The following is a 24,238-nucleotide window of genomic DNA, read 5'->3' as shown; positions in this document are numbered from 1 at the left end:
TGAGACCGGTAGTGTTTCAATGTTTCGAGGGTGAGGGTGCTAGATAAAAGTTATTGTTTTAGCCATAAAACGCAGTATAATCCATAAGATTTTTTTTACTCACCAACAACTTTTGCTTTTACATGGAGATTTGCCCATGCAAGTTCAGCCTATCGGTGATATGTATGCCAATCACAAAGAATTGACGCTAAGGGGCATTATTCTTGGGGCATTAATCACTGTCATCTTTACCGCGTCCAATGTATATCTTGGACTTAAAGTCGGTTTAACGTTTGCCTCGTCCATTCCGGCGGCGGTGATATCAATGGCAGTTTTAAAATTTGCCAAAGATAGCAATATTCTTGAAAATAATATTGTACAAACCCAAGCTTCTGCAGCAGGTACTTTATCGTCCATTATCTTTGTGTTGCCAGCGTTATTAATGCTCGGTTATTGGACAGGGTTTCCGTTTTGGCAAACCACTATTTTATGTATCGCTGGCGGCATCTTGGGGGTGATTTTTACTATTCCGCTTCGCTATGCGATGGTCGTTAACAGTGATTTGCCCTACCCTGAAGGCGTTGCCGCTGCTGAAATTTTGCGGGCAGGCGAACAGGACACCGCAGATGATACCCCCGCTCAGTCAGATGCCTCAACAGGCGCCAAGGATATTGTGATTGGTGGCGCGTTGTCAGGCATTGTAGCGTTTTTGACGGGTGGACTCAGGGTATTGGCAGATTCGGCAGGCTACTGGTTTAAAGCAGGCTCGGCGATTACCCAATTACCCATGGGGTTTTCCTTGGCGCTACTTGGGGCAGGTTACCTAGTTGGCGTAGCAGGCGGTATTGCTATTTTGCTGGGTATCCTTATTGCTTGGGGTGCAGCGGTACCGATGTTGACGAGCATGACGCCTCAGCCCAGTGACATGGAAATGTCGGCATTTGCCATGAAAATTTGGAAGGAAAATGTTCGATTTATCGGTGCAGGTACCATTGGTGTTGCCGCGATTTGGACGCTACTCACGCTAATGAAGCCAATGATTGAGGGATTAAAAATTTCCATGCAGGCGCTCAAAGGTGGCAATTCATCAAACCTCAGTCGTATGGATCAGGATTTATCGCCCAAAGCCATGATCGGTTGGACGGTGGTAATGACGTTGTTATTGGCAGTTAGTTTCTATCAGTTTGTGGCGGATGCAAGCTTGCCAGCGGGTTTGGCATGGCTCCTAGTATTGGTTTGTACTGCGGTCACCTTTATCATTGGTTTCTTGGTAGCGGCAGCGTGTGGTTATATGGCGGGTTTGGTTGGATCGTCGTCTAGCCCAATTTCAGGTATTGGTATTATCTCGATTGTGGTGATTTCGCTCATTTTATTGCTGGTTGGCAATGCTTATCCGCAATTGTTAACCACGGGCGATGGCAAATTTGTCACCGCGTTGGCGCTATTCTGTGGTTCGGCGGTATTATGTGTGGCGACGATTTCAAATGATAATTTGCAAGACTTAAAAACGGGTTACTTGGTAAAAGCCACACCTTGGCGTCAGCAAGTTGCGTTAATGATTGGTGTGGTGGTAGGTGCATTGGTAATCTCCCCTATCTTAGAACTATTATACAAAGCTTATGGCTTTACTGGGGCATTGCCTCGCCCTGATATGGATGCCTCACAAGCCTTGGGCGCACCGCAAGCAACCTTGATGACCACGATTGCCAAAGGGATTTTTGCGCATAATTTGAACTGGGACTTTATCCTTATCGGTGTGCTGATTGGTGCGGTACTGATTGTCGCTGATACCTTATTACGCAAAACTTCAGCGGGTAAATACAGCTTGCCAGTATTGGCAGTGGGTATGGGTATTTATTTGCCACCTACCATTAATATGCCGATTTTTATAGGCTCGGTGTTGGCATGGTGGATTAAAAACCGTATCACCAAAAACAGTGCGGCGGCGCAACGAGAGCGCAACTTAAAGCTTGCAGAGCGTAAAGGTACGTTATTTGCTGCAGGGTTAATTGTGGGCGAAAGCTTGATTGGCGTTATTATGGCGTTTATTATTGCCGCGTCAGTCACGACGGGCGGCTCAGATGCACCGCTGGCGCTTAAACTTGCCAATTGGGACAACATTGCTCAATGGCTAGGATTATTGGCATTTATATTGGCTATCGTGATACTAGCAAGACGCGTGTTGAGCAGTGCCAAAACATCGGCATAACAAGCATTAAAACCCAATATCTCTATACATCCTTGAAAATCAGTAAACCCTTGAAAATCAGTTTTTTCAAGGGTTTTTTATGTATCGCGGTGTAAGAAAATAGGCGCAACACCATAGATTTAAAACCTTAGCAACGACATTTTTTCACAACTGTGATAGCAGCATGAGCAATCATTAGCAATTACAAAACTTTTAATAAGTCTAATAACACCTGCCAAGTTTTTGCCACGCTGGCGATTTCTACGCGTTCTTTGGGTGAGTGCGCCGCACGGATATTTGGACCAAAAGAAATCATGTCCATGTTTGGCGCTTTACCCTTAAATATGCCGCATTCAAGACCGGCATGAATCACCTGCAGTTTTGGCTCGCCTGCAAAATGGCTCGCCATCACAGATTTTGCCACTGCCAATAGCTTAGAATCTGGGTCAGGTTGCCAGCCTGGATAATCATCGCTTAACTCTAGCGCTGCCCCTGCCAAATCTGCTAAAGCTTGTAGCCGCTGGGCAATGTCATCTTTTGGGGTTTCACCCAAAGATCGCATCAGACAACGTATCTCAAGGGTGGCGGTGTGATTATTGTCGTGAGTTTGTTCAAGCTTTACCACACCCGTGCTAATTGATGTATCTACCACGCCGGCAAAACTATCGCTCATCCGTATTACGCCATTGGGTAGGCTACGCAGCAAGTTAAGCACACGCTGACTGTCGGCTATACTAAGAGCGGACAGGTTGCTAGATGCAGGTGACAGCGCGTCCGTGGCTACTAGTTTTTCAACAGTGACGGTGAGGTTGGGTTCCGTGATTTTATATTCAGCTTGTAGCGTTTGCAAGATAGTGGGAAGCAACTGGCTGATACGCTCAAAATCACCCAACACCGCCGCAGAGGCTTCGCGCGTAATCACATTTCGCAGTACCCCACCTGTCCAGTGTTGTAGATAAAAAGGCGATGAGCCAAAAAGGCTTGCCAGCACGCGCGCCAGTAATAAGTTAGCATTGGCTAAGCCTTTATGAATATCAATGCCAGAGTGCCCACCTTGTAAACCGCTCACCTTAATCACCATCGGCGTGACATCCTCGGTTACGGTAATAAGCGGACAAGTTAACTGAAATGTGGCATCACGCCCGCCAGCACAGCCAATAAACAGTTCACCTTCATCTTCTGAGTCAAGGTTAATCATCGCAGGTGCGGTCAGCCACTCTGGGTGAATGGCTTGGACGCCGCCCATGCCGATTTCTTCTTCACAAGTCAAAATCAACTCAAGTGGTGGATGGACAATATCATCACTAAACGCCACCGCCAATGCCATAGCAAGCCCAATACCATTATCTGCCCCAAGCGTCGTATCGCTTGCCCAGACCCAATCGTCTTTAATAACAGGCTTGATAGGGTCAGTGATAAAATCATGGTTGGTGGTTTCCCCTTTTTGTGCCACCATGTCAAAATGCGCTTGGATAGCCACCGCAGGATGGTTTGCCATATTGCTATCAAGCTGTACGCTTGCTGGCTTATAGATAAAAATATTGCCTTTTTCATCTTTTTTGACCGTTAACCCGTATTGCTGTCCGCGGGTTTGTACTGCTTGAACAATAAAGTCACCCAAGGCGTGTTCATGAAAAGTAGGATGTGGAATAGCACAAATTTGATCAAACCATTGCCAAACAGCAGTGGGTGACAGTTGAGAGAGATTGGTTGTCATGATATTGCCCGATTTTTAGTGTATTAACTATCAAAGGCAATATTGTAGCGAATTTTACATACGAATGGTCAGCTTATTTCTGGTTAGCTTAGTTATAGCGCGATTGGCAAATGCACAGTAATATTCCATTTTAAAAAATGGAATATTGTTAATATTATTTTACAGAATATACAGGTTTTTACATAATAATTCACATATAGAATATCTATGATGAATTAAGGGGTAAAAATGACTAAGCAAAATAAATTATTCGCGGCAGGATTGACCGCAGGAATTATGGCGATTGGCGCGGGCTATGTTTATTCTCAATCGAATTCTCAATCATCAACACAATCGCAAAATCAAGCAACGCCCAACAGCGCATCCGCAGCAGGCAACACATCAACCGCGGATAGCAAGCAAGCCGTTACCATTGCTTATCAAACGGGGGTTGACCCAGCCAAACTTGCTCAAGCCGACAAAACCTATGAACAAACCACGCAGCGTGATATCAATTGGCGAAAGTTTGATACCGGTGCAGACGTCGTTGCTGCCATCAGTGCCGGCAGCATTGATATTGGCAATATCGGCTCAAGTCCACTGGCAGCCGCTGCCACCAAAGGCGTACCGCTTCAAGTTTTTTTGGTGACCAGTGAAATCGGTGAAGCAGAAAGCTTGGTCGTCAGAAATGCTAGTAATATCAAAACACCGCAAGATTTAATCGGTAAAAAAATTGCCGTGCCCTATGTTTCTACCACCCATTACAGCTTACTTGCCGCGCTGAAGCATTGGAACATTGACCCAAACAAAGTCACCATTATTAACCTTCGTCCACCGGAAATCAATGCGGCTTGGGAGCGAGGAGATATTGATGCCACGTATGTTTGGGAGCCTGTTTTAAGTAAAGTCAAAGCCACTGGGCATGTTTTGACGACTTCAAAAGAAGTGGCTAGCTGGGGTAGTCCGACCTATGACTTATGGGTGGCACGTAAAGATTTTGCCCAAAAAAATCCTGACTTCTTAAAACAGTTCGTCAAAATCAGCACCGATGCCACCGGTAAATATAGCCAAGACCCTAAAGCATTCATTGGTAATGCTAGCAACGTGCAAAAAATTGCGCAAATTACCGGTTCAACACCGAGCGATATCAGCACCCTACTGGCAGGCAATCGTTATCTACCCGTCAGTGAACAGCAGACTTTGCTACAAAAACCATTTGCTGACAACATCCGCAAAACGGCTGAATTTCTTAAGTCACAAGGCAAGGTGGATACTGTATTAGCTGATTATTCAGATTTTGTCACCAATCAATATTTGGATAGCAAGTAATAGCAAGGCTTAATAAGGAATGAGATAGCATGAGCGGATTAGTGATTGAAAATTTAAGCGTACAGTATCCAACTACCCAGTCCAATAGCCATCCCACCTTGGCACTTGATAAGGTGAACTTATCATTGGCAGCGCAAAGTTTTTGTGTGGTGCTGGGGGCATCAGGCTGCGGTAAAAGCACTTTGCTCAACAGCATTGCAGGCTTTATTCCTGTGACCCAAGGCGCGTTAAGCCTAGACGGTCAAGCCATTACCAAACCCAGTGTAGATAGAGCGGTGGTATTTCAAAACCATGCGTTATTCCCTTGGCTCAATGTCGCTGACAACGTCAGTTTTGCCGGCAAATTAGCAGGGGTCGATGCCAAAACGCAAGCCAAACAAACCGAGCAAATTTTGCAATGGGTAGGACTAGAAAACGCTGCCGAAAAATCGATTTGGGAATTATCAGGCGGGATGCAACAACGTGTGGGCATTGCCCGCGTATTGGCATCAAAAGCCAAAATGTTATTACTAGATGAGCCGTTTGCCGCCCTCGATGCTTTTATGCGCGAATCCATGCAAGAACTACTGCTCAATATTTGGCAACAAAGCAAACGACAAATATTGTTGATTTCGCATGATATTGAAGAAGCGTTATTTTTGGCAACCGACTTGGTGGTGATGGGTCAAGGAAAAATTCTGCACCATTACCAGCCGACTTTTAGCCAACGCTTTGCCCAAGGACAAAGCACGCGCGCCATAAAATCAGACCGTGAGTTTATTGAATGGCGAGAACAGTTATTTCAGCAAATTGTGGCGGGTCGTATTTGACAGCTGCTAAAACTGCGCCAATTCATCATAATAATTTAACAGGAATTAGGTCATGACGAGCCAAACAATTTCTAAGATTGATACCGCAACTCACCCCGCTGATAAACCAATCGACCATCAGTCAGCGCCAACCGCAGCCGTTATTGAGACTACCATGACAACACGCCCCACCCCTGCCTCATCTTTTGTATCCCAACATCATGGGGTAGTCTGGGGGTTTATCAGTGTGGTTACTGCATTGGCGATTTGGTGGGCGGTGACTGCGACAGGACTGGTGCCAAGTTTATTTTTGCCAAATCCTACCAGTGTGTGGCAACAGTTTGTCAAAGTCTCCACCGAAGGCTATATGTCGGCAACCTTGATACAGCATACCTTTGCTAGCCTAGGACGGGTATTTATTGCCTTGGTTTTGGCAGTGGTGGTGGGTGTGCCTATCGCTATTTGGATGGGAACCAATCGCACAGTTCAGGCTATTTTTGACCCGTTGCTCGAGTTTTATCGCCCAATTCCCCCGCTCGCTTATTTGCCATTATTGGTGATTTGGTTAGGGATTGGTGAGCTGACCAAAATCACGCTTATCTTTTTATCGATTTTAGCCCCGATTATTATCTCAACATTGCAGGGTATTTTGACCGTTAATAAAAGCCGCCAATTTGCCGCGCTATCGCTCGGTGCAACCCCATCGCAATTACTTTGGCATGTGACATTGCCATCGGCTTTACCGCATATCCTAACAGGGATTCGTATTGGGCTGGGTGTAGGTTGGTCGACTTTGGTGGCAGCTGAATTGGTGGCTGCAACTAAAGGGTTAGGCTTTATGATTCAGTCAGCCGCGCAGTTTCTATCGACGGATATTGTCGTTCTAGGGATTATAATTATTGCGGTGATTGCGTTTATTTTAGAAATTTTATTAAGAAAATTACAAGCCAATCTTGCCCCTTGGTACGGCAAATATTAAAACAGCTATAACAAGTGATAACTGAACAATTTGGAGATCATCATGACCACGTTAACAATCGAAAAAATCACCCCAAATATTGGCGCGGTGGTGACAGGTGTCGACTTTAGCCAACCTTTGGTAGAGACTCAACAACACGAAATTGAGCAAGCATTATTGACGCATCAAGTCTTATTCTTTCGTAAACAGGCAATTACCCCAAAACAACAAGCGGATTTTGCGCGTCAATTTGGCTCACTGCATATTCACCCGATTTTCCCCCAAGCCGATAACCAGCCAGAGATTGTACTGCTTGATAATCATAAAACCGATTTGCGAGACAATGCCATTTGGCATACTGATGTGACTTTTAGCGAAACGCCACCGCTTGGCAGTATTTTGGCAGCCAAACAAGTTCCAAGCTTTGGTGGTGATACGCTATGGTCAAGCAGCTATGCGGCGTACGATAATTTATCACCTGCGTTTCGCGCTTTTTTGGCAGGGTTGACGGCAACGCACAATATTATTCAATCCTTCCCGCAAGAGCGATTTGGCAATACCCCCGAGGGCTTTGCTCAGTGGCAACAAGCGCAAATTGACAATCCGCCTGTGGTGCATCCTGTCATTCGCACTCACCCTGTCACCGGTAAAAAATTGATTTTTGTCAATGAAGGCTTTACCACAAAGATAAATGAATTGTCCGACTCAGAAAGTAAAGCGGTACTCAACTTTTTATTCCAACATATTAGCAAACCTGAGTTTACGGTAAGATGGCACTGGCAAAATGATGACATTGCGTTTTGGGATAATCGCGCCACTCAGCACTATGCGACCCATGATTATGGCGATACGGTACATCGTGTCATGCACCGTGCGACTATCAATGGGGATAAACCGTTTTATCATTCAATCTAATGGTTGCTCAATTAATAGATTCAACAAACTTTTTATCAAGGATAAAACAATCAATGATAATGAGGTAAACTAAAGGGCAGATGATACTGATTTTATCAATAAAATTAATGTTTTAGATTAAGGATGAAATCAAGGAAATGGTGCGCTCGGCGGGTGTCGAATGATTATTTCATATGAAATCGCATTGTCTCTCAATCCCTTTATTATCAACGTTTTGCTATTTATTGTTATCTCATACTGTGTTTTAATATCCATATAAATTCTGCATTTCAAGTACCCCAACAAGTACCCCAAATTTGAAAGCTTTATGTATGGACTCAAGAAAACCTATTACCACCGATCGCAGTATTGCTACTCATAAACCTGACGACAAAGAATATTTTGTTCCTGTCAAAAATCATCCACGTCTATCATTACGAGTACGTCCGAATGATACGAAGTCGTGGGTGTATCGCTACTACTCACCCAAAACCAATAAACAAGGCAAAATCTCATTTGGCTCTTATCCTAGTATTTCACTTGCTCGTGCTTGTGATTTATGGCGTGAAAATGAAGAATTACTTAGTAAAGGCATTGATCCTAAGGATAATCGAGAAACGGTTAAGCAAGCGTTATTGCGAAGCAATGATAACACATTCGGTCATTTTGCTGACGAGTACTTTGAAACGCTCAAATCAACGCTTAAGCCTAACACCTTACAACGTAAACTAAACTGCCTAAAACTACTTAAAGACAGCTTTGCTGAAACACCTATTGATGGAATAACGCCGCCGCAAATGCTTTCAATGTTGATTGATGTGCAAAACCAGTTCGTTAAGGCAGACGGTAAACCTACAGAAAAGGCTGAACGCTGTGCCAGCATCGCTAGCGATATTTTTAAGTATGCTAGCGCTCGTGGTTTTTGTAGTACAGACCCTGCCAATATGGTAAAAAGCCAATTGATTAAGCCCGTATACGGTCACCGTCCTGCAATTATTCAGCCCGATAAATTTGCCAAACTGCTACAAGACATTGAATCCTTGGCAACTAAAGTTGATGGTAATACCATTAGTTCACTTAGGCTATTATCTATGCTGTTTGTGCGTAATGGTGATTTACGTCGTATGCGTTGGGCAGATTTAGACTTTAAAGAAGCTAAATGGCGATTTCAACCACTTAAAGGTGAAAGCAAAGAACATATGGTGCGAGATATGGTCGTACCTCTACCCCGTCAAGCCATTGAAATTTTACAACACCAGTATAAAATCAATGGTCATAGTGAGTTTGTTTTTTATAGCCCTTCGGCTAAAAAGAACGGCATAATCTCAGACAATACCGCCAATAAACATCTTAAAGAATTAGGCTATCAAAATGTCCATTGTGTGCATGGATTTCGTGCAAGTGCTAAAACCATGCTCCAAGAACAATTAAAGTACCCAGCAGTGATTGTTGAAATGGGATTGGGTCATATCACCAAAGACCAAAACGGCACAGCTTACGGACGTTTTGAATTCCTTGATGAGAGAACTGAAATGATGCAAACATGGGCAGATTATCTTGATGGTTTACGCAACGATGAAGATGTGAGCCGTTTTAAAAATCGCACTTCATTGAACCCAAGTAAAGGGATGCCTGAAGAAATTATGAAACAATTAATTAAACAATTAGGAAAAGATAAAATATTAGAATTAATAAAATAAAATTTAATTTTATCTAAAATATACATTATTTAAGAAAAACCTTTTTTGAGAAAATCATGCACAATAAGCTATCTGTTAATATCAACGACTTGCTTTTACAACGTACGATTGAAAGCGAGCATATTGAATAAAAAACTGACTGGAATCCAGAGAGCGTGATCCACACGCTGTGTGCCTTTCCCAATGAATTTTACAACCTTGGTAGTGGCTAGCTATATTGTCATCGGTGTGTCAGAAGAGAATGGAAGACCTGTATTACCGCCTCTGGGCTTGTCGCCAGAGAGAATTGATAAGATTTTAAAAGAATTGGTGCAACTCGAGAAAAACACCATTACGCCAACCTACAACACGCTTACCGCCACTTATGCCATTGAAGGTAAAACAATTTCGGTGCTATGGCGATTGCAGGGGAACATTGTATTGTCTCCTTTTCCCCCATTTGGGTTGTTTAGGTGAGGGTGACAACTATTCTGACAGTGGGGGCACTCAGCTAGTCTTAGATGCCCTAAATCAAGCCTTAGACGCTCAAAGTTTTATTAGAAAGCCATATTTTTTGGAATATTGGAAGAAAATTCTCCTTAACGTTCGTTCACAAATTTTTTTCTGTATTGTTACTCTTATATGAATTTTAGTGCTAAGATTTATTTTAGAAACAGTTTTTAGTTTTTATTTCTTGCATTACAAGTAATGATATAAATTAGAATTTACGTACTATCTTAAACAAAAAATCATAATAGCCCTATCTTCTTGTGAGTTTTTTATCAATAACTCTATTAAGGGAATATATTGTGCGTGAACAAATAAAGATTTGGAAAGCTTTATTTTTTCTATAATAAATGTTGATAACTGTTCTATTAGATACTTAAAAAGGATTTTTACAAAGTACTATTAAATAGTTGTCAGCTATTTTTTAAGACTAAAACATGAAAAAATCTTATTATATTCTGATCGCCTTGATATTGGCTGTGGCAGTCGCTTTTGCTGTGTATATGAACTACAAACGTACCGCTGATACGACCCCAGAAGGCTTTGCCTCTTCCAATGGACGTCTACAACTACAAAATATCGATGTGGCTAGCCTACGCGCAGGACGTGTCAGCCAAGTGCTTGTGCATGAAGGTGACTTGGTCGAAAAAGGCACGCCACTGGTGACCTTATCTTCTGAAGAACTTGATACTCAACTGCAAGGTGCCGAAGCTGCGAAATCACAAGCCGAAGCTGCGAAATCACAAGCCGAAGGCCGTAAATCGCAAGCGCAAGCTGCCAAAGCTCGTGCTGAAGGCGCGGTCACTCGTGCCATGGGTACCGAAAAACGTGCTGAAGGCGGCTATGCTCGTACCCAAGGCGGTGTCAACCAAGCCGATGCGGTGATTGCTGCTAAAAAAGCCCAATTACAAATCGCGCTAGACAATCTAAACAACACAAAAGCATTGCGGAAAGATAACTTAGTTTCTATCGCTGAATTACAACAACGTGAGCAGGCCTACCAAGCTGCCAAAGCCGAAGTTCTTGCTGCTCAAGCCGCCAAAGCACAAGCAGCGGCAGGTGGCACAGAAGCACAAGCAGGTATTGCTGAAGCCCAATCGGGTATTGCCGAGGCCAAAGCAGCCGTTGCCGAAGCCCAAGCAGGAATTAACCAAGCCCAAGCAGGGATCGAGCAAGCCCAAGCAGGGATCAACCAAGCCCAATCTCAAATCAATCGTGTCAAATCGATTCAATCAGATATGTATGTGCGTGCCCCACAAGCAGGGCGGGTTGAATATCGCATTGTCGAAGTGGGTAATGTGATTGCCCCTGGTAGCAAAGTTGTAACCTTAGTTGATCCAAACGATGTCTATCTTGAAATCTTTTTGCCAACTGACAGCAGTAATCAAGTTCAAATTGGTAGCCCTGCCCGTATCGTGTTAGACGGTATCAAAGCCGTACTCCCTGCCAAAGTTAGCTTTGTGGCTAACCAATCACAATTCACGCCAAAATCCGTCGAAACCAAAAACGAACGTGAAAAGATGATGTACCGTGTCAAATTAAGTCTTGATCCACAAGTGGCAAGCCGTTACCAAACCTTGCTCAAAGGCGGTATGACAGCCCAAGGTTATGTGCAACTTGATCCAAGTAAAGCATGGAGCAAGGACCTAGAAGTCAAAATGCCATCGATTGTACCAATCGCCCCAAGCCGACCTGTACATCCACAAATCGCATCCACCGTAACGGTAGGGCAATAACCGACAAAGGATGCGTCAGCATGACTTTCGATAACACTCAATCCAAAGACAATAGTGATGACTTTGCTGTGGTAGTGAGCAATGTCTCGCATCGCTATGGTAAGGTCATCCAAGCCATCAAAAACGTCAGTATAGCTATTCCCAAATCTGCTACCATCGGTCTGGTCGGGCCTGATGGTGTCGGCAAATCGACCTTGCTAAGCCTAATTGCTGGGATGAAAAAAATCCAAACCGGCACAGTTCAAGTGCTGAACAAGGATATGCACAATAAAAAAGCTCGAGAGTTTTTACTCAATAAAGTCGCCTTTATGCCGCAAGGCTTGGGACACAACCTTTACCCTACCCTATCGGTTTTTGAAAATATCGACTTTCATGCTCGGCTATTTAGCATTGACAAAGCTTCTCGCCAAGCTCGCATTGAGCGATTATTGGCAGCGACCGACTTGCTTAAGTTCAAAGACCGTCCGGCTGGCAAACTCTCTGGTGGTATGAAACAAAAACTCAGCCTGTGCTGTGCCTTGGTGCACGACCCAGATTTGCTAATTTTGGATGAACCGACAACAGGGGTTGACCCCCTCTCGCGTCAGCAGTTCTGGCGATTGGTCGATTCGCTCCGAGCCGAGAACCCAAGCATGACCGTGCTTGTTTCGACAGCGTATATCGATGAAGCCGCCCAGTTTGAGTACATCATCGCGATGAACGATGGCGAAGTGCTAATTAATGATAAAACCACCAATGTGGTGAAAAAATATGCCCAAAACTATTATGATGCTGAAGGTCGGCTCAACCTTGAAGAAGCCTATAATGTGCTATTGCCAGAAAATAAACGCGGCGACAGTAACTTTACAGTACCCCCGTTTGTACCCGACCCTAGCCTACCACCCGCCATTAAAGCCGAAGGCTTAACCAAACGCTTTGGTGACTTTGTGGCAGTGAACCATGTGAGTTTTAGTATCGCTCAAGGTGAGATTTTTGGCTTTTTAGGGTCAAATGGTTGCGGTAAATCCACTACCATGAAAATGTTGACAGGCTTACTTGATGTGACTGAAGGTACAGCCAAATTGCTTGGCGAACCTGTTACCGCAGGTAGCATCGAAAACCGCCTAAAAGTCGGCTATATGTCACAAGCTTTCTCTCTTTACGAAGAACTGACTGTACGTGGTAACTTAAAACTCCATGCCAAACTATACCGTATTCCAGAAAGTGAACAGAAAAACTATATCGACCAAAGCCTTGCCACCTTTGATTTGACCAAAGAAGCCGACAAACTGCCGGCAGATTTACCACTGGGTATTCGCCAACGCCTGCAATTAGCAGCTGCATGCTTGCACCAACCTAAAGTGTTGATTTTAGATGAGCCGACGTCAGGGGTTGACCCCGCTGCAAGGGATATGTTTTGGAAAAAATTGGTCGAATTATCTCGTGAACAACGGATTACCATTTTTGTCTCCACCCATTTTATGAGTGAAGCGTTGCGTTGTGATCGTATTTCGCTAATGCATCAAGGCAACTTGCTAGCGGTGGGCAAACCACGAGAGTTACAAGCCAACAAACACGCCAAAACGTTGGAAGAAGCCTTTATCGAGTATTTACTCGAAACATCCAATGACAACAAAGTCGAGCAAAAACCCCCTAGAGCTAATAATCAAGCAAATGGCGAACAGATCAAATCAACCACACCGCAAACACAATCGGCTAAAGAGACCGGTAAAAAAGCCACCCACCGTAAAGGCTTATGGGCTTGGTTGTCACTCATGCTTGCTTTTGCCAATCGGGAAAGCAAAGAATTACGCCGAGATAAAATTCGACTATCATTTGCTTTGATTGGCCCTGTGATCATCATGATGACGGTAGCGTATGCTGTGTCGTTTGACATTAATCATTTGAACATGGCAGTTATCGACCACGACCAAAGTACTGAAAGCCGTGAACTTATCCAATATTTTGATGGTTCGCCTTATTTTTCGGGCGTAAAAAAGCTTGACTCTATCGAAGAAGTCCAAACGCAGCTTAAAAGCGGTCAATCTAAACTGGTGTTAGAAATCCCTGACCATTTTGCTTCAGATATGAAGCACTTAGACAGACCTGAGATTAATTTTTATATTGACGGTAGTGCGCCCTTTATTGCAGACAATATCAAAGGCTTTGTCACAGGTATTTTACTCAACTATGCCCAAGACAAAATCCGTCAAACAGGCTTACCCCTTGATACCCGCCCTGTGATGGTGATAGACCCGCGTTTTTTATATAACCAAGGCTTTGCCAGTATTTATGCCATCATCCCTGGCACGATTATGCTTGGCTTGATTTTGATTCCTGCGATGATGACTGCTTTAGGGGTAGTACGAGAAAAAGAACTCGGCTCAATTAGCAATCTTTATACCTCTCCTGCCTCAACCACCCAGTTTTTAATAGGAAAGCAAATACCCTATATTTTGACCGCATTGGGCAGTTATTTTAGCTTAGTTTGGATTGCAATCGTCATTATTGGTGTACCGGTCAAAGGCTCGTTTATGGGACTAACTATTGGGGCATTTTTGTTGGTGTGTACTGCAACAGGCTTTGGATTATGGATTTCTTCAATGATGAAAACCCAAGTTTCTGCTGTGTTTGCTACGGCGGTGGCTGCCATGATTCCTGCATTGAACTTCTCAGGATTTTTATACCCACTGTCATCGATCACAGGCAGTAGCCATTGGGTAGGTCAAGCTTTCCCTGCGGCATACTTCCAACAAATCAGCTTAGGTGCATTTACCAAAGGGTTAGAAATTGACAGTTTTGTGCATAACTATGTGATTATTTTAGGCTTTGGGGTTGCCTATGTAACCTTGGCAAGTCTGTGTTTGCAAAAACAGGAGAAATAAGCCATGTATCATCAAGTTAGCAGGCCACCATCCCCATGGGGACAATGGGTTAAAAACGTCATCACCTTAACCAACAAGGAGTTTCAAACCCTATTTAGCGATAAAATGGTAATTATCATCATTGCTTTTTTGTTCACCGTGTCGATTTATACCATTTCGACAGGGATCACTACCGAAGTGCATAACGCCACTGTGGCAGTGGTTGACCACGACCAATCGCAAATGAGCAATTATATGGTATCGACCCTACAACCACCAAACTTTCAAAAACCCGTGTATATACCAGATACTGAAAAACTCAGTGATGGCTTTGATAAAGGCGACTATATTTTCTCGCTTGAATTTCCAGAAAATTTTGAGAAAGACGTGCGGGATAATAAACATCCAACGGTGCAACTTTCTGCTGATGCCACTGCCGTGTCGCAAGCAGGGGTGGGTATGGTTTATATCCAAGAGATTTTTAATAAAGAAAGCTATAACTATCTTAAAAAAACCAGCCCGTTAGATCAACTACCGGTAAAGGTGCAAACCAGCGTGTGGTTTAATCCGAATACTATCAGCCATTGGTTTTTCTCGGCAACCAACATTGTGGGCTTCATTTTTTTACTTGCCATGATGCTAGTGGGCGCAGCGATTATCCGTGAAAAAGAACGAGGAACGATTGAGCATTTACTGGTCATGCCTGTTTCCGCCAACCAAATAGCCTTGTCAAAAATCATCAGTAACGGCGTGGTGATAGCGATGGCTGCGTTTTTATCCTTGATGTTTGTGGTGCAAGGGTGGCTTGGTGTCCAGATTAATGGCTCAATTGCCTTGTATATGCTGGGTACATTTGTATTTTTATTCTCGGCGTCGGCAATGGGTATTATGTTTTCTACCCTTGCGCCGACTTTGCCACAATTTGGACTATTGTCGTTGCCGGTGTATGTGATTTTACGACTAATATCAGGCGGCGATGCCCCCTTTGAGAGTATGCCTACCTGGGTGCAAAGTATTTCGCAATTCTCCCCTGTGACCCAATATGCCTTATTTAGCCATGCGGTGCTATTTCGTGACGCCAATTTGCCTATCGTGGGACATTATTTGCTCGAGATGACCGTGTCAGGTCTGATTTTTATGTTTTTTGCCCTAAAACGCTTTCGCAGTATGCTTGATAAACAAGGGTAAAGATAATTTTGGCAAAATTACGGTATATTGGGTGTATGTGTTATACCCTTATCAATCGAGATGTTAACCAAATCCAAAGTTAAAAATAGTGATAAAAATGACCGGTAAAACTATGAAGCAATCTACTTTATCTCATTTAATTTTAGCAGGTATATTAACCACTGCTTTTACCGCCAGTTTAACTGGCTGTCAAAATACGCCTGTCAAATCGCAATCCCAAGTTGTTATGCCACAAAAATTTAATTATGTATTGCCGGTTGGTGAGCAAAGCAATATCAGCACATGGTGGCAAAATTTCCATGACCCTGTACTTACTAGCCTAATCGAGCATGCCCTACAAACGGCACCGGATATACGAGAAGCTAAGGCTCGGATTGATGAAGCAAGTGCAGTTGCTAATCTTGCCAATGCCAATAAAGGTATTATGGTAGGTGCCGGTGGCAGCATCACAGGCGTGAATAGTGATGTCGATAACCCTTTACCCTCTAAGGTCCGCAAACCTCTAGGTATGCTTGGTAGTGATTGGGGCGATTCTAGCCTTGATGTTGATGGACATGCTTATCATTTGGGCATATTAGCTAGTTGGGAACCTGATTTTTTTGGCAAAAAACAAAGCGATGCCGATGCCGCAGGCTACGCCTATCTTGCGACCCAAGAAAAAATCCACGGTGCTCATATGCTAGTCGCTGCCAAAATCGCCCAAGCGTATTTTCAAGCACGCAGTAAAGAACAAGAAGCGTTAATTCTCAAGCAAACCCAATCTTCGCTAAGCGAGTTACGCCGTTACGCCAAAGCGCGTTTTGATTTAGGACAAGCGACTCGCTATGACATTGATGATATCGATATTAAATTGCAAGGTATCAAAGCCAAACAAGACAATCTCTCTGCAGAACGTCAAGCCAATATCCGCCAAATCGCAGTATTAAGTGGTAAGACATCACAAGACTTTGACTTGCCACCTAGCCCTGTCAATGTCTTAAAACACTTGCCCCCTGCCCCACAAGGCTATTATCCTAGCGATTTACTGACCCGTCGCCCCGATATTCGCGCCAAACAGGCGCAAGTTAATGCACTAGCCGCTTTGCATGGTAGCGCGGTTGCCGACCAATACCCTAGATTTGGGATTAATTTTGGGGTATTGAATGGCGGTTTGTCCATTAGTAATAATGACTTAGATAGTACTGGGATAACCGCAGGGCTGATTAATGCCAATGTCTCGGTGCCATTGTTTACCAATGGCCGTATTAAACATAACATCGAAGCAGCCGATGCCCGAGTACAGGCGGTAATGGCGGACTATGATAAAACCTTGCTCACTGCATTGGCAGAAGTGGATAACAGCTCACAGCTTAATATCGCTTTGATTCGTCAACATCGTAACCTACAAAATGCCGTCAAAGATGCCGAACTGCAGGCAGACCATGCCAAAAAGTTATTTAATTATGGACGACTAACCTTTGATGATATGCCAAAGGCTCGAATCACCGCCCAAGAATATGAGCAAAATTTGCTACAAAATGAATTGGGTCAAGCCCTTAATTTGATTGCCTTATATAACAGCTTGGGTGGTGGGTGGTAATTGATTCACTTGATTATAGGCTGATTGTTTAACTTCGCTACATGATCAGCCTGCCAATTTGAAAGTATATTTTGTTTAGAATGTCCAATACACAACTTATAAATGCATTTTTAGGCTTAGCCGGATTTTTCAAACAATACGTTGCTTTATCGCTTTTACAGCCTTGGTAACTTAGCTCCGTTTCATGAATGAATTGTCGATGACAGTCTTTGCATTGGTAGTTCTGCTTGCCATAGATTTTCCAGCCGTTTTTCTTTATACTAAAGCCAAGACAGCTTGGGCATCTGATTGTAATTTGTGTCTTCATAACCTCAAATTATCATCTTTTTCTCAAGCTGTCTTTTTTATTTACACCTCAGCATACTTTTCAGACCAGTACCACAATGAGGGCTGTGGTTTGAAAAGTATGCTCACTAGAACCAGCGGTAGTTTTCAAAAAACTGGGGTCAGACGATGATGCAGTTGTCTCTCCATTTCCCTGGTCGATTAGATGCGGTAATGAGCCTCTAATTTAATTTATCCTGACACAGAATTTTGAACGCCCTCAAACGATCTCTATGAATCATACATTTAATTTAATTTAATTCCAATGCACCAATTACCGCTTTACCCCAACTTGGTAACTCTTGACTAATCGAATACCAAATCCAAGTGCCTTTACGCTCACTTTCTAAAATACCGATTTGCTTTAATTGGTTTAAATGCCGTGAGATAGTTGGCTGGGGTTGGTCTAACTCGCTAATGATGTCACACACGCATAACGCTTGCTTCTGATTAAGTAGTTGCACAATTTTTAATCTGGTGGGGTCGCTTAACGCCTTGAGAAAGTCTGTTTTATTCATATATTTACATATCCAAATATATAGATTATAGTATAGCTCAATTTTAACAGGTTTCTATAGGCAGTCAATGATTACCGCATTACTCATTTTTCTAGTGACTTTGATATTTGTAATATGGCAACCTAAAGGCTTGGGCATCGGTTGGACTGCCAGTATCGGGGCTGGGATAGCTTTGCTATTAGGGGTAATAACGGTTGCCGATATTCCTGTAGTGTGGAATATTGTTTGGAACGCTACCTTTGCCTTTATTGCTATTATTATTATTAGTCTGTTACTTGATGAAGCAGGCTTTTTCCGCTATATCGCCTTGCACGTCGCAAGATTAGCAAAAGGTAGCGGTAATCGGTTGTTTGCGTTTATTGTGCTACTTGGGGCGGTGGTATCGGCATTGTTTGCCAATGATGGTGTGGCTTTGATATTAACACCCATTGTGATTGCGATTTTAACCACGTTACGCTTTTCCCCTGCGACTACCCTTGCTTTTATTATGACAGCAGGGTTTATCGCTGATACCGCCAGTATTCCGCTCGTGGTGTCTAATTTGGTAAATATTGTGTCGGCTGACTTTTTTAAAATCCCTTTTACCGATTATGCCAAAGTGATGATACCAGTAAACGTAGTAGCGGTTGTCACCTCATTATTGGTATTGTATGGGTTTTATCATAAAGACATTCCTACGGTTTATGCGTTGGATTTAATCGAAAACTCACAATCGGCTATCGTGGATAAAAATACCTTTATCATGGGTTGGGTGGTATTGGCGTTACTGTTGTTGGGTTTTTTCGTACTTGAGCCTATAGGTGTACCCATTAGCTTCATTGCAGGGGTTGGAGCGTTGGTGTTGCTTGTGGTAGCGAAAATGGGTAAAAAAATAACGGTGTTGCCGATTGTCAAAAATGCCCCATGGCAAGTGGTGATATTTTCATTGGGTATGTATTTGGTGGTGTATGGTTTAAAAAATGCAGGGCTGACCGATTATTTAGCTCATGAGTTAAGCCAACTCGCTAATCATGGCATGATGACAGCTACAGTAGGAACAGGGTTATTATCGGCAGGGCTTTCATCTGTCATGAATAATATGCCAACGGTGCTAATTCAAGCTTTAGCGATTGATGAGGCGATTATCCATGACCCCATGATAAAGCAGGCCATGATTTATGCCAATGTAATAGGCTGTGATTTAGGCACGAAAATTACCCCGATTGGCTCACTCGCTACCTTATTATGGTTGCACGTTTTAGCCAGTAAAAATATTACGGTGAGTTGGGGCTATTATATTAAAGTCGGTATTATTTTAACCTTGCCTGTATTGGTGGCTACATTGGTTGCATTGGCAATTTGGTTGCCAATAATTCAATAATTTTAAAACTTAAAAAGGAACAAGTATGCAAAATATCACAATTTACCACAACCCTAACTGTGGCACATCACGCAACACGCTTGCTCTTATCAAACATCAAGGAATTGAGCCTTCTGTTATTCAGTATTTGGATAACCCACCTGATGAAACAACCCTGCGTGATTTAATTACCAAAATGGGTATTACCCCAAGACAATTACTGCGTGTAAATGTGCCGCCTTACGCTGAACGTAAACTAGATAACCTTAGTTTGACTGATGATGACCTTATTCAAGCTATGTTAGCTGACCCACTTCTAATCAATCGTCCAATCGTTGTGAGTGATAAAGGCGTTAAGCTGTGCCGTCCTTCCGAAGTTGTACTAGATTTGATTGATACGCCCTTAACCAAAACCTTTATCAAAGAAGATGGGGAAAAGATTGAGCCGAAAATTTAGTCAAAACACCTGTTTTTATTGAACTTGTAAGCCGTTACTGGGAATCCCGAGTAACGGCTTTCTCATTTCAGCAATAAACTATCGGGCTGTGGTATAAAAAGAATGCTCACTATACCCAGCCATAATTGACATAGTGGAACAGTAAATCAAACGCTTTAAAATGATTTGCTAGCTTTTTCGAAAAACAGCTTGTCTTTCGAAAGACTCGCCTAAGCCTTTGCCTAAAACGATTGTTGTTCCCTTCAATATCAACCGTATGGTATTTACCCACCTTTTTAAAGTCAAAATCAAAGGCGGTTAAAAAACTATCCCAGTTATCACAGCAGATATAGCCAAAGTCAATGCCTAACGCATCAAGCTTGGCTCTTAGCTCTCTAGCCGTCTTTAGATTACGTTTGCCCCATACGAAGGCAACAATCTCACTGGTATCTGAGTCGTATGCATAGACTAGCCATACCTTGTTCTTCTTATGCCCTACATACGTCCAAAACTCATCCACTTGCAGTTTTAGATAATAGCGTTGTTTGGGTTTTATATCATGGTTTGAATTGACTAAAACGCTTAATATTTTGTACTTGCTAACTTTCTCAATGATAACAATGTCAGCAACAATACAGCCTCGAACTAGCATTAAGCGTATCTTGGCATTGATTTCGCTTTTGCATCCTTGGTAGCTTAAATCCATCTCATGGATGAATTGCCGATGGCAGTCTTTGCATCGATAATTCTGTTTACCATAGATTTTCCAGCCATTTTTCTTTATACTTAAACCCAGACAGCTTGGGCATCTGATTGTAATTTGTGTCTTCATAACCTCAAATTATCATCTTTTTCTCAAGCTGTCTTTTTTATTTACACCTCAGCATACTTTTCAGACCAGTACCGATTATTTTAGTTAAATAAGTGAATATAATTTAAGTAGGGCAATTTTAAGCTGAGTATCTTTTCATTAGACTAATATTTGAAACAAAATCTTAACTTATAATTACATTTTTTAACATTAAATTTCATGGTTAATTGTTAAACTAAAAAAAGGTGGACTAATGATAGAAATCTAGTGAACATAGATTCGTATCAAATAAAAAGTTATTAAAGCTTGGACTGCAAGTATCTAACTTCTTATTTTTTATTACGAATAGCTTCTTTATTTCTGAGCCCACCTCCTCTTAAAAGCCGTATGAAAATTACGGCTTTTTTTATTGTTTGATTTTTATAGAAACGATTTGAATAATAAAACTTAATCCAATTAAGTGCATAGCAGATTTATTCAGCTATTAAATTGAGTAAAACCCCTCAAATTTATTATTTAAGTCAATTTGCCATGATATTACAACTTCCTCACCACACTCACCACCACCCCAAATAGCTCCAGATTATCCTTGATAAGGATATCAGGATAATCCGGGTTATGTGAGCGTAGAATAATATTGTCACCTAAGATAAGCTGTTTTGCCATAAAGCCATCATCCACTAAGGCTATCACAATGTCTTTATGCTTAGCCGTTATCGCTCTATCCACCACCAAAATATCATGCGGATAAATCCCAATATCTTTTAAGCTATAGCCTGCCACCTCAACAAGGTAAGTTGAACTTGGATGATTAACCAACAACTCATTTAAATCAATACGGTCTTGCACATAGTCACTGGCAGGACTTGGAAATCCAGCTCGTACCACATCGTTAAATAACGGAAAATACTGTTTTTCAAGTAGTTCGTCTAATAAGCCAATAATTGCCACTGTCATGAATTGCCGCCTTAATGTACTTTTGGGAGTTGTTTAACATTGGTGGTATAACAAGGAGACAACATATCACGGCTCATCTGCCATGTTTTGGTAGTGCCTTCACTGGCAAATTTTAAGGTATGTGCGCCAAACTGAAGATTGATCGTATCTAACGCTTGCATTAGCCTGTGGCTCTTCTCAATATCATAAGCCGCCCTATTTTCGAACAAATCGTCTTGGTAGGGTTTATGGCTATAAAAATCAGTGAGCATTACCCCTGCTTTGGCATATCGGTAGCCATCCAGCCAGAGTTTATCGACAAGTAGAGTTGCCATTTTAATAAATAGACGGCTGTCATCAGATGGGTGTATCAGTTCACTTGATAAGCTAACACTACGTTGTTTTCCATTGTGATTAAATTGACCTGTACGAATAAAAACCGTAATACGTTTGGCTAGGCTTTGCTGATTGCGTAGTTTTTCACAGGCTCGGGTGGTATAAAGTACCACTGCTTCGATAATTTGGGTTTTATCTGTTATACGCTGACCAAAGCTACGGCTACAAACGATTTCTTTTTTGGGCTCAGTAGCATCCAAGCCATAACAACGAATGCCGTTAAGTTCTAAGGCGGTACGTTCAGTTAACACACTGGTTTGTTTTGCTAACGGTTTGATGAGATAGTTGGCTAAATCTAAGGCAGTTTTTATGCCTAAAATATTTAAGCGTTTGGTGAGTTGGCGTCCAACACCCCAAATGTCAGCGATATCGGTTTGGGCAAGCAGCTGTGTACGGTAATCATGGTTGTCAATTACACAGATACCGCCTTGTTGTTTGGCATAGTGATTTGCTAGTTTCGCTAAGGTTTTGGTAGGTGCAATGCCGACACCCACAGGTACGCCTACATTTTTATAGACCGTTTGCTTCACCTGGTTGGCATAGGCATCAAGTCCTATTAATGCGGTGGTATAGCCTGTTAAGTCTAACCAAGCTTCATCAATGCTATAAATCTCACAGTCAGGTGATAAGCTTTCTAAGGTGGTCATCACGCGGTTAGAGATATCTTGGTACAGTGTGTAGTTACTGCTAAAAACCACACAGCCACTCTTCTCAAGTAAGTCTTTGCACTGAAAATACGGTATGCCCATTTTGACAATCTTTTTAGCCAAGGCACAGCGTGCAATGACACAGCCATCGTTGTTGGATAATACAACGACTGGTATATTTCGTAGGTCAGGACGAAATAGTTTTTCGCAGGACGCATAAAAGCTATTGCAGTCAACAAGGGCATACATGTTTCATCAGCCTAAAGTTATGGTATTGATAAATACTTAATGGACTGACTTTAAGTGTAGTGAATTGGTGCGTTTTTTTTCAAGGGTGAAAAAAATGTAAGCGACGATTTACGTCGCTTACATTTTGATTTTGATACGATACTTCGTTTACTTTCTTATGCTTCTATCTCATTAGTTACTTGATAACAAATACTATCTAGGAAAGCCATGCGATAAGGATATATTTGGCTTTCAACATTAGCATTTTGATACCAATTAGATTCCTTAATTTGCTGTAAAACTTCCCAATATTGGTTCGGCTTTGCTTTTATAGGCATTTCATACAAGTAATTTAAATTGTAATTATTTAACCCATTTAATCCAACAAACACATCAGGACGTTTCAAAGTTAAAAAACGATAGTAGCTTGACATCATATTAGGATGTTTGCTTGATGAAATTTCATTAAATTTTTTGATATAATTAACAAAATCTCTTTTTGTTACTTCACCTTCTAATGGAATTAAATCTAGCGCGTCAGAAATAATGATTGCTTGCACTTGCTTGGGCTTAGTGGGATTAAAATAACCCTTCATTTTACCTACAGCAGTTAAAGCACCGAACCATGCGAAGAAAGGAAATTCTGGTTCACTCAACTTACAAACGCCTGCAATAACTCGTTGGTCACCAATGGGCATAGTTTTGAGAGACTTATATTGTTTAAATTTTTCTTGTGCGAAATCTAATAGCTCTTTTCTTTCTCCCATACATTGTTCAGGTTGTTCGTCTTGACGATCTAAGAATTCTTGTCTTGTAAACTCTTCAAACTCATTCCAATTTAATGCATAAGCTGAGTTAATATGGCGTGTTTTCATAGGGGGTTACCTTTAAATAATCTAACTTACAACAATGTTTATTTATATTCGCTAAAGTAATAATATCTTAATTATCGGACATTATTAGTCCGATGATTTAATACAGTGAAAATATCTCTTATTTTTGTCATTCTATATATTTTATTCATATTGAAGCCAAATTAATCGGGAAATGCATGTCATTATCTAATAAAGAAACGCCTTTGTTAAAACAAATACTAACACTTTATAAGGCTTTGCCCAAAGGGCAAAACCACGCTATAACTATTACTCAATTATTAGCTAAAGCAGAAGTAAAATTGGCTTATGAAATGTAAGCATCCGACCATCCCATCTACCACCATTCTAAAAAATACGAGATAGT

Annotated in this window: 20 protein-coding genes and 1 pseudogene; 14 read left to right on the top strand and 7 right to left on the bottom strand. The window is 42.0% G+C overall.

The features are described from left to right. Window positions 1-136 precede the first annotated feature (136 nt). Complete coding sequence (locus RTS10_RS07040; protein WP_312539757.1) at window positions 137-2,188, top strand: OPT family oligopeptide transporter; 2,052 nt, start codon at window positions 137-139, stop codon at window positions 2,186-2,188. A 181-nt stretch (window positions 2,189-2,369) separates the two neighbouring features. Here RTS10_RS07040 and RTS10_RS07035 read toward each other — a convergent pair whose 3' ends face one another. Further along, window positions 2,370-3,884 carry an aminoacyl-histidine dipeptidase gene (locus RTS10_RS07035; protein ID WP_312539755.1) on the bottom strand — a complete coding sequence of 505 codons (1,515 nt, stop codon included), beginning with the start codon at window positions 3,882-3,884 and terminating at the stop codon, window positions 2,370-2,372. A gap of 276 nt (window positions 3,885-4,160) precedes the next feature. Between RTS10_RS07035 and tauA the strand changes: the two genes are divergently transcribed. The 10 genes from tauA to RTS10_RS06985 all read left to right on the top strand — a co-directional run bounded on the left by tauA (window position 4,161) and on the right by RTS10_RS06985 (window position 17,364). Next, window positions 4,161-5,192, top strand: coding sequence for a taurine ABC transporter substrate-binding protein (tauA, locus tag RTS10_RS07030; protein WP_409418176.1), 1,032 nt, complete (start codon window positions 4,161-4,163; stop codon window positions 5,190-5,192). A gap of 29 nt (window positions 5,193-5,221) precedes the next feature. Next, complete coding sequence (locus tag RTS10_RS07025) at window positions 5,222-6,001, top strand: taurine ABC transporter ATP-binding protein (protein WP_309593674.1); 780 nt, start codon at window positions 5,222-5,224, stop codon at window positions 5,999-6,001. Window positions 6,002-6,155: 154 nt separating this feature from the next. Next, window positions 6,156-6,959 (top strand): ABC transporter permease subunit, encoded by an 804-nt coding sequence (locus tag RTS10_RS07020; protein ID WP_409418177.1) that lies wholly within the window; start codon window positions 6,156-6,158, stop codon window positions 6,957-6,959. 30 nt (window positions 6,960-6,989) lie between these two features. Continuing rightward, window positions 6,990-7,853: a taurine dioxygenase gene (tauD, locus tag RTS10_RS07015; protein WP_312539753.1), complete on the top strand. Its 864-nt coding sequence runs from the start codon at window positions 6,990-6,992 to the stop codon at window positions 7,851-7,853. Between the two features lie 311 nt (window positions 7,854-8,164). Then, entirely contained in the window at window positions 8,165-9,532 is a 1,368-nt protein-coding gene (locus RTS10_RS07010; RefSeq protein WP_312539752.1) for a tyrosine-type recombinase/integrase, read from the top strand. A gap of 183 nt (window positions 9,533-9,715) precedes the next feature. Further along, window positions 9,716-9,988 (top strand): hypothetical protein, encoded by a 273-nt coding sequence (locus RTS10_RS07005; RefSeq protein WP_312539751.1) that lies wholly within the window; start codon window positions 9,716-9,718, stop codon window positions 9,986-9,988. Between the two features lie 467 nt (window positions 9,989-10,455). Further along, window positions 10,456-11,754, top strand: coding sequence for an HlyD family secretion protein (locus RTS10_RS07000; protein WP_312539750.1), 1,299 nt, complete (start codon window positions 10,456-10,458; stop codon window positions 11,752-11,754). A gap of 20 nt (window positions 11,755-11,774) precedes the next feature. Beyond that, entirely contained in the window at window positions 11,775-14,618 is a 2,844-nt protein-coding gene (rbbA, locus tag RTS10_RS06995) for a ribosome-associated ATPase/putative transporter RbbA (protein ID WP_312539748.1), read from the top strand. 3 nt (window positions 14,619-14,621) lie between these two features. Next, window positions 14,622-15,785 (top strand): ABC transporter permease, encoded by a 1,164-nt coding sequence (locus RTS10_RS06990; protein WP_312539746.1) that lies wholly within the window; start codon window positions 14,622-14,624, stop codon window positions 15,783-15,785. Window positions 15,786-15,882: 97 nt separating this feature from the next. Continuing rightward, complete coding sequence (locus RTS10_RS06985) at window positions 15,883-17,364, top strand: TolC family protein (protein WP_312539745.1); 1,482 nt, start codon at window positions 15,883-15,885, stop codon at window positions 17,362-17,364. A 151-nt stretch (window positions 17,365-17,515) separates the two neighbouring features. Here the strand turns inward: RTS10_RS06985 and RTS10_RS06980 are convergent. Then, window positions 17,516-17,671: pseudogene (locus tag RTS10_RS06980) on the bottom strand (transposase-like zinc-binding domain-containing protein); the annotation flags it as partial. A 268-nt stretch (window positions 17,672-17,939) separates the two neighbouring features. Further along, a complete protein-coding gene (locus tag RTS10_RS06975) occupies window positions 17,940-18,206 on the bottom strand; it encodes an ArsR/SmtB family transcription factor (RefSeq protein ID WP_007117092.1) in 267 nt (88 codons plus the stop codon). 67 nt (window positions 18,207-18,273) lie between these two features. Between RTS10_RS06975 and RTS10_RS06970 the strand changes: the two genes are divergently transcribed. Together RTS10_RS06970 and arsC are read left to right on the top strand one after the other, a co-directional pair. Further along, window positions 18,274-19,566: an arsenic transporter gene (locus tag RTS10_RS06970; RefSeq protein ID WP_239743207.1), complete on the top strand. Its 1,293-nt coding sequence runs from the start codon at window positions 18,274-18,276 to the stop codon at window positions 19,564-19,566. 25 nt (window positions 19,567-19,591) lie between these two features. Next, window positions 19,592-20,002 carry an arsenate reductase (glutaredoxin) gene (gene arsC, locus RTS10_RS06965; RefSeq protein ID WP_312385592.1) on the top strand — a complete coding sequence of 137 codons (411 nt, stop codon included), beginning with the start codon at window positions 19,592-19,594 and terminating at the stop codon, window positions 20,000-20,002. A gap of 109 nt (window positions 20,003-20,111) precedes the next feature. Here the strand turns inward: arsC and RTS10_RS06960 are convergent, their stop codons facing one another. The 4 genes from RTS10_RS06960 to RTS10_RS06945 form a co-directional block, all read right to left on the bottom strand. Continuing rightward, a complete protein-coding gene (locus tag RTS10_RS06960) occupies window positions 20,112-20,813 on the bottom strand; it encodes an IS1 family transposase (protein ID WP_312385590.1) in 702 nt (233 codons plus the stop codon). Between the two features lie 516 nt (window positions 20,814-21,329). Continuing rightward, window positions 21,330-21,749, bottom strand: a complete 420-nt coding sequence (gene umuD / locus RTS10_RS06955; protein ID WP_312385589.1) for a translesion error-prone DNA polymerase V autoproteolytic subunit — start codon at window positions 21,747-21,749, stop codon at window positions 21,330-21,332. Between the two features lie 11 nt (window positions 21,750-21,760). Then, entirely contained in the window at window positions 21,761-23,020 is a 1,260-nt protein-coding gene (gene umuC / locus RTS10_RS06950) for a translesion error-prone DNA polymerase V subunit UmuC (RefSeq protein WP_312385588.1), read from the bottom strand. Window positions 23,021-23,175: 155 nt separating this feature from the next. Beyond that, window positions 23,176-23,874, bottom strand: a complete 699-nt coding sequence (locus tag RTS10_RS06945) for a hypothetical protein (RefSeq protein WP_312385587.1) — start codon at window positions 23,872-23,874, stop codon at window positions 23,176-23,178. 176 nt (window positions 23,875-24,050) lie between these two features. Here RTS10_RS06945 and RTS10_RS06940 point away from each other — a divergent pair, with 176 nt between their 5' ends. Beyond that, the gene (locus RTS10_RS06940; RefSeq protein WP_312385586.1) at window positions 24,051-24,191 is read left to right on the top strand and encodes a hypothetical protein; all 141 of its coding nucleotides are present in this window, start codon (window positions 24,051-24,053) and stop codon (window positions 24,189-24,191) included. Window positions 24,192-24,238 lie beyond the last annotated feature (47 nt).

This window comes from Moraxella sp. CTOTU47616 (assembly GCF_032017465.1).
GTDB classification, from domain to species: domain Bacteria; phylum Pseudomonadota; class Gammaproteobacteria; order Pseudomonadales; family Moraxellaceae; genus Faucicola; species Faucicola tetraodonis.
This window is presented reverse-complemented; position numbering and strand designations above follow the sequence as displayed.

Coding starts and splice junctions, on each gene's coding strand:
- RTS10_RS07040 (WP_312539757.1), top strand. CDS start 137: ATGCAAGTTCAGCCTATCGGTGATATGTATGCCAATCACAAAGAATTG.
- RTS10_RS07035 (WP_312539755.1), bottom strand. CDS start 3,884: ATGACAACCAATCTCTCTCAACTGTCACCCACTGCTGTTTGGCAATGG.
- tauA (WP_409418176.1), top strand. CDS start 4,161: ATGGCGATTGGCGCGGGCTATGTTTATTCTCAATCGAATTCTCAATCA.
- RTS10_RS07025 (WP_309593674.1), top strand. CDS start 5,222: ATGAGCGGATTAGTGATTGAAAATTTAAGCGTACAGTATCCAACTACC.
- RTS10_RS07020 (WP_409418177.1), top strand. CDS start 6,156: ATGACAACACGCCCCACCCCTGCCTCATCTTTTGTATCCCAACATCAT.
- RTS10_RS07010 (WP_312539752.1), top strand. CDS start 8,165: ATGGACTCAAGAAAACCTATTACCACCGATCGCAGTATTGCTACTCAT.
- RTS10_RS07005 (WP_312539751.1), top strand. CDS start 9,716: ATGAATTTTACAACCTTGGTAGTGGCTAGCTATATTGTCATCGGTGTG.
- RTS10_RS07000 (WP_312539750.1), top strand. CDS start 10,456: ATGAAAAAATCTTATTATATTCTGATCGCCTTGATATTGGCTGTGGCA.
- rbbA (WP_312539748.1), top strand. CDS start 11,775: ATGACTTTCGATAACACTCAATCCAAAGACAATAGTGATGACTTTGCT.
- RTS10_RS06990 (WP_312539746.1), top strand. CDS start 14,622: ATGTATCATCAAGTTAGCAGGCCACCATCCCCATGGGGACAATGGGTT.
- RTS10_RS06985 (WP_312539745.1), top strand. CDS start 15,883: ATGACCGGTAAAACTATGAAGCAATCTACTTTATCTCATTTAATTTTA.
- RTS10_RS06975 (WP_007117092.1), bottom strand. CDS start 18,206: ATGAATAAAACAGACTTTCTCAAGGCGTTAAGCGACCCCACCAGATTA.
- RTS10_RS06970 (WP_239743207.1), top strand. CDS start 18,274: ATGATTACCGCATTACTCATTTTTCTAGTGACTTTGATATTTGTAATA.
- arsC (WP_312385592.1), top strand. CDS start 19,592: ATGCAAAATATCACAATTTACCACAACCCTAACTGTGGCACATCACGC.
- RTS10_RS06960 (WP_312385590.1), bottom strand. CDS start 20,813: ATGAAGACACAAATTACAATCAGATGCCCAAGCTGTCTGGGTTTAAGT.
- umuD (WP_312385589.1), bottom strand. CDS start 21,749: ATGACAGTGGCAATTATTGGCTTATTAGACGAACTACTTGAAAAACAG.
- umuC (WP_312385588.1), bottom strand. CDS start 23,020: ATGTATGCCCTTGTTGACTGCAATAGCTTTTATGCGTCCTGCGAAAAA.
- RTS10_RS06945 (WP_312385587.1), bottom strand. CDS start 23,874: ATGAAAACACGCCATATTAACTCAGCTTATGCATTAAATTGGAATGAG.
- RTS10_RS06940 (WP_312385586.1), top strand. CDS start 24,051: ATGTCATTATCTAATAAAGAAACGCCTTTGTTAAAACAAATACTAACA.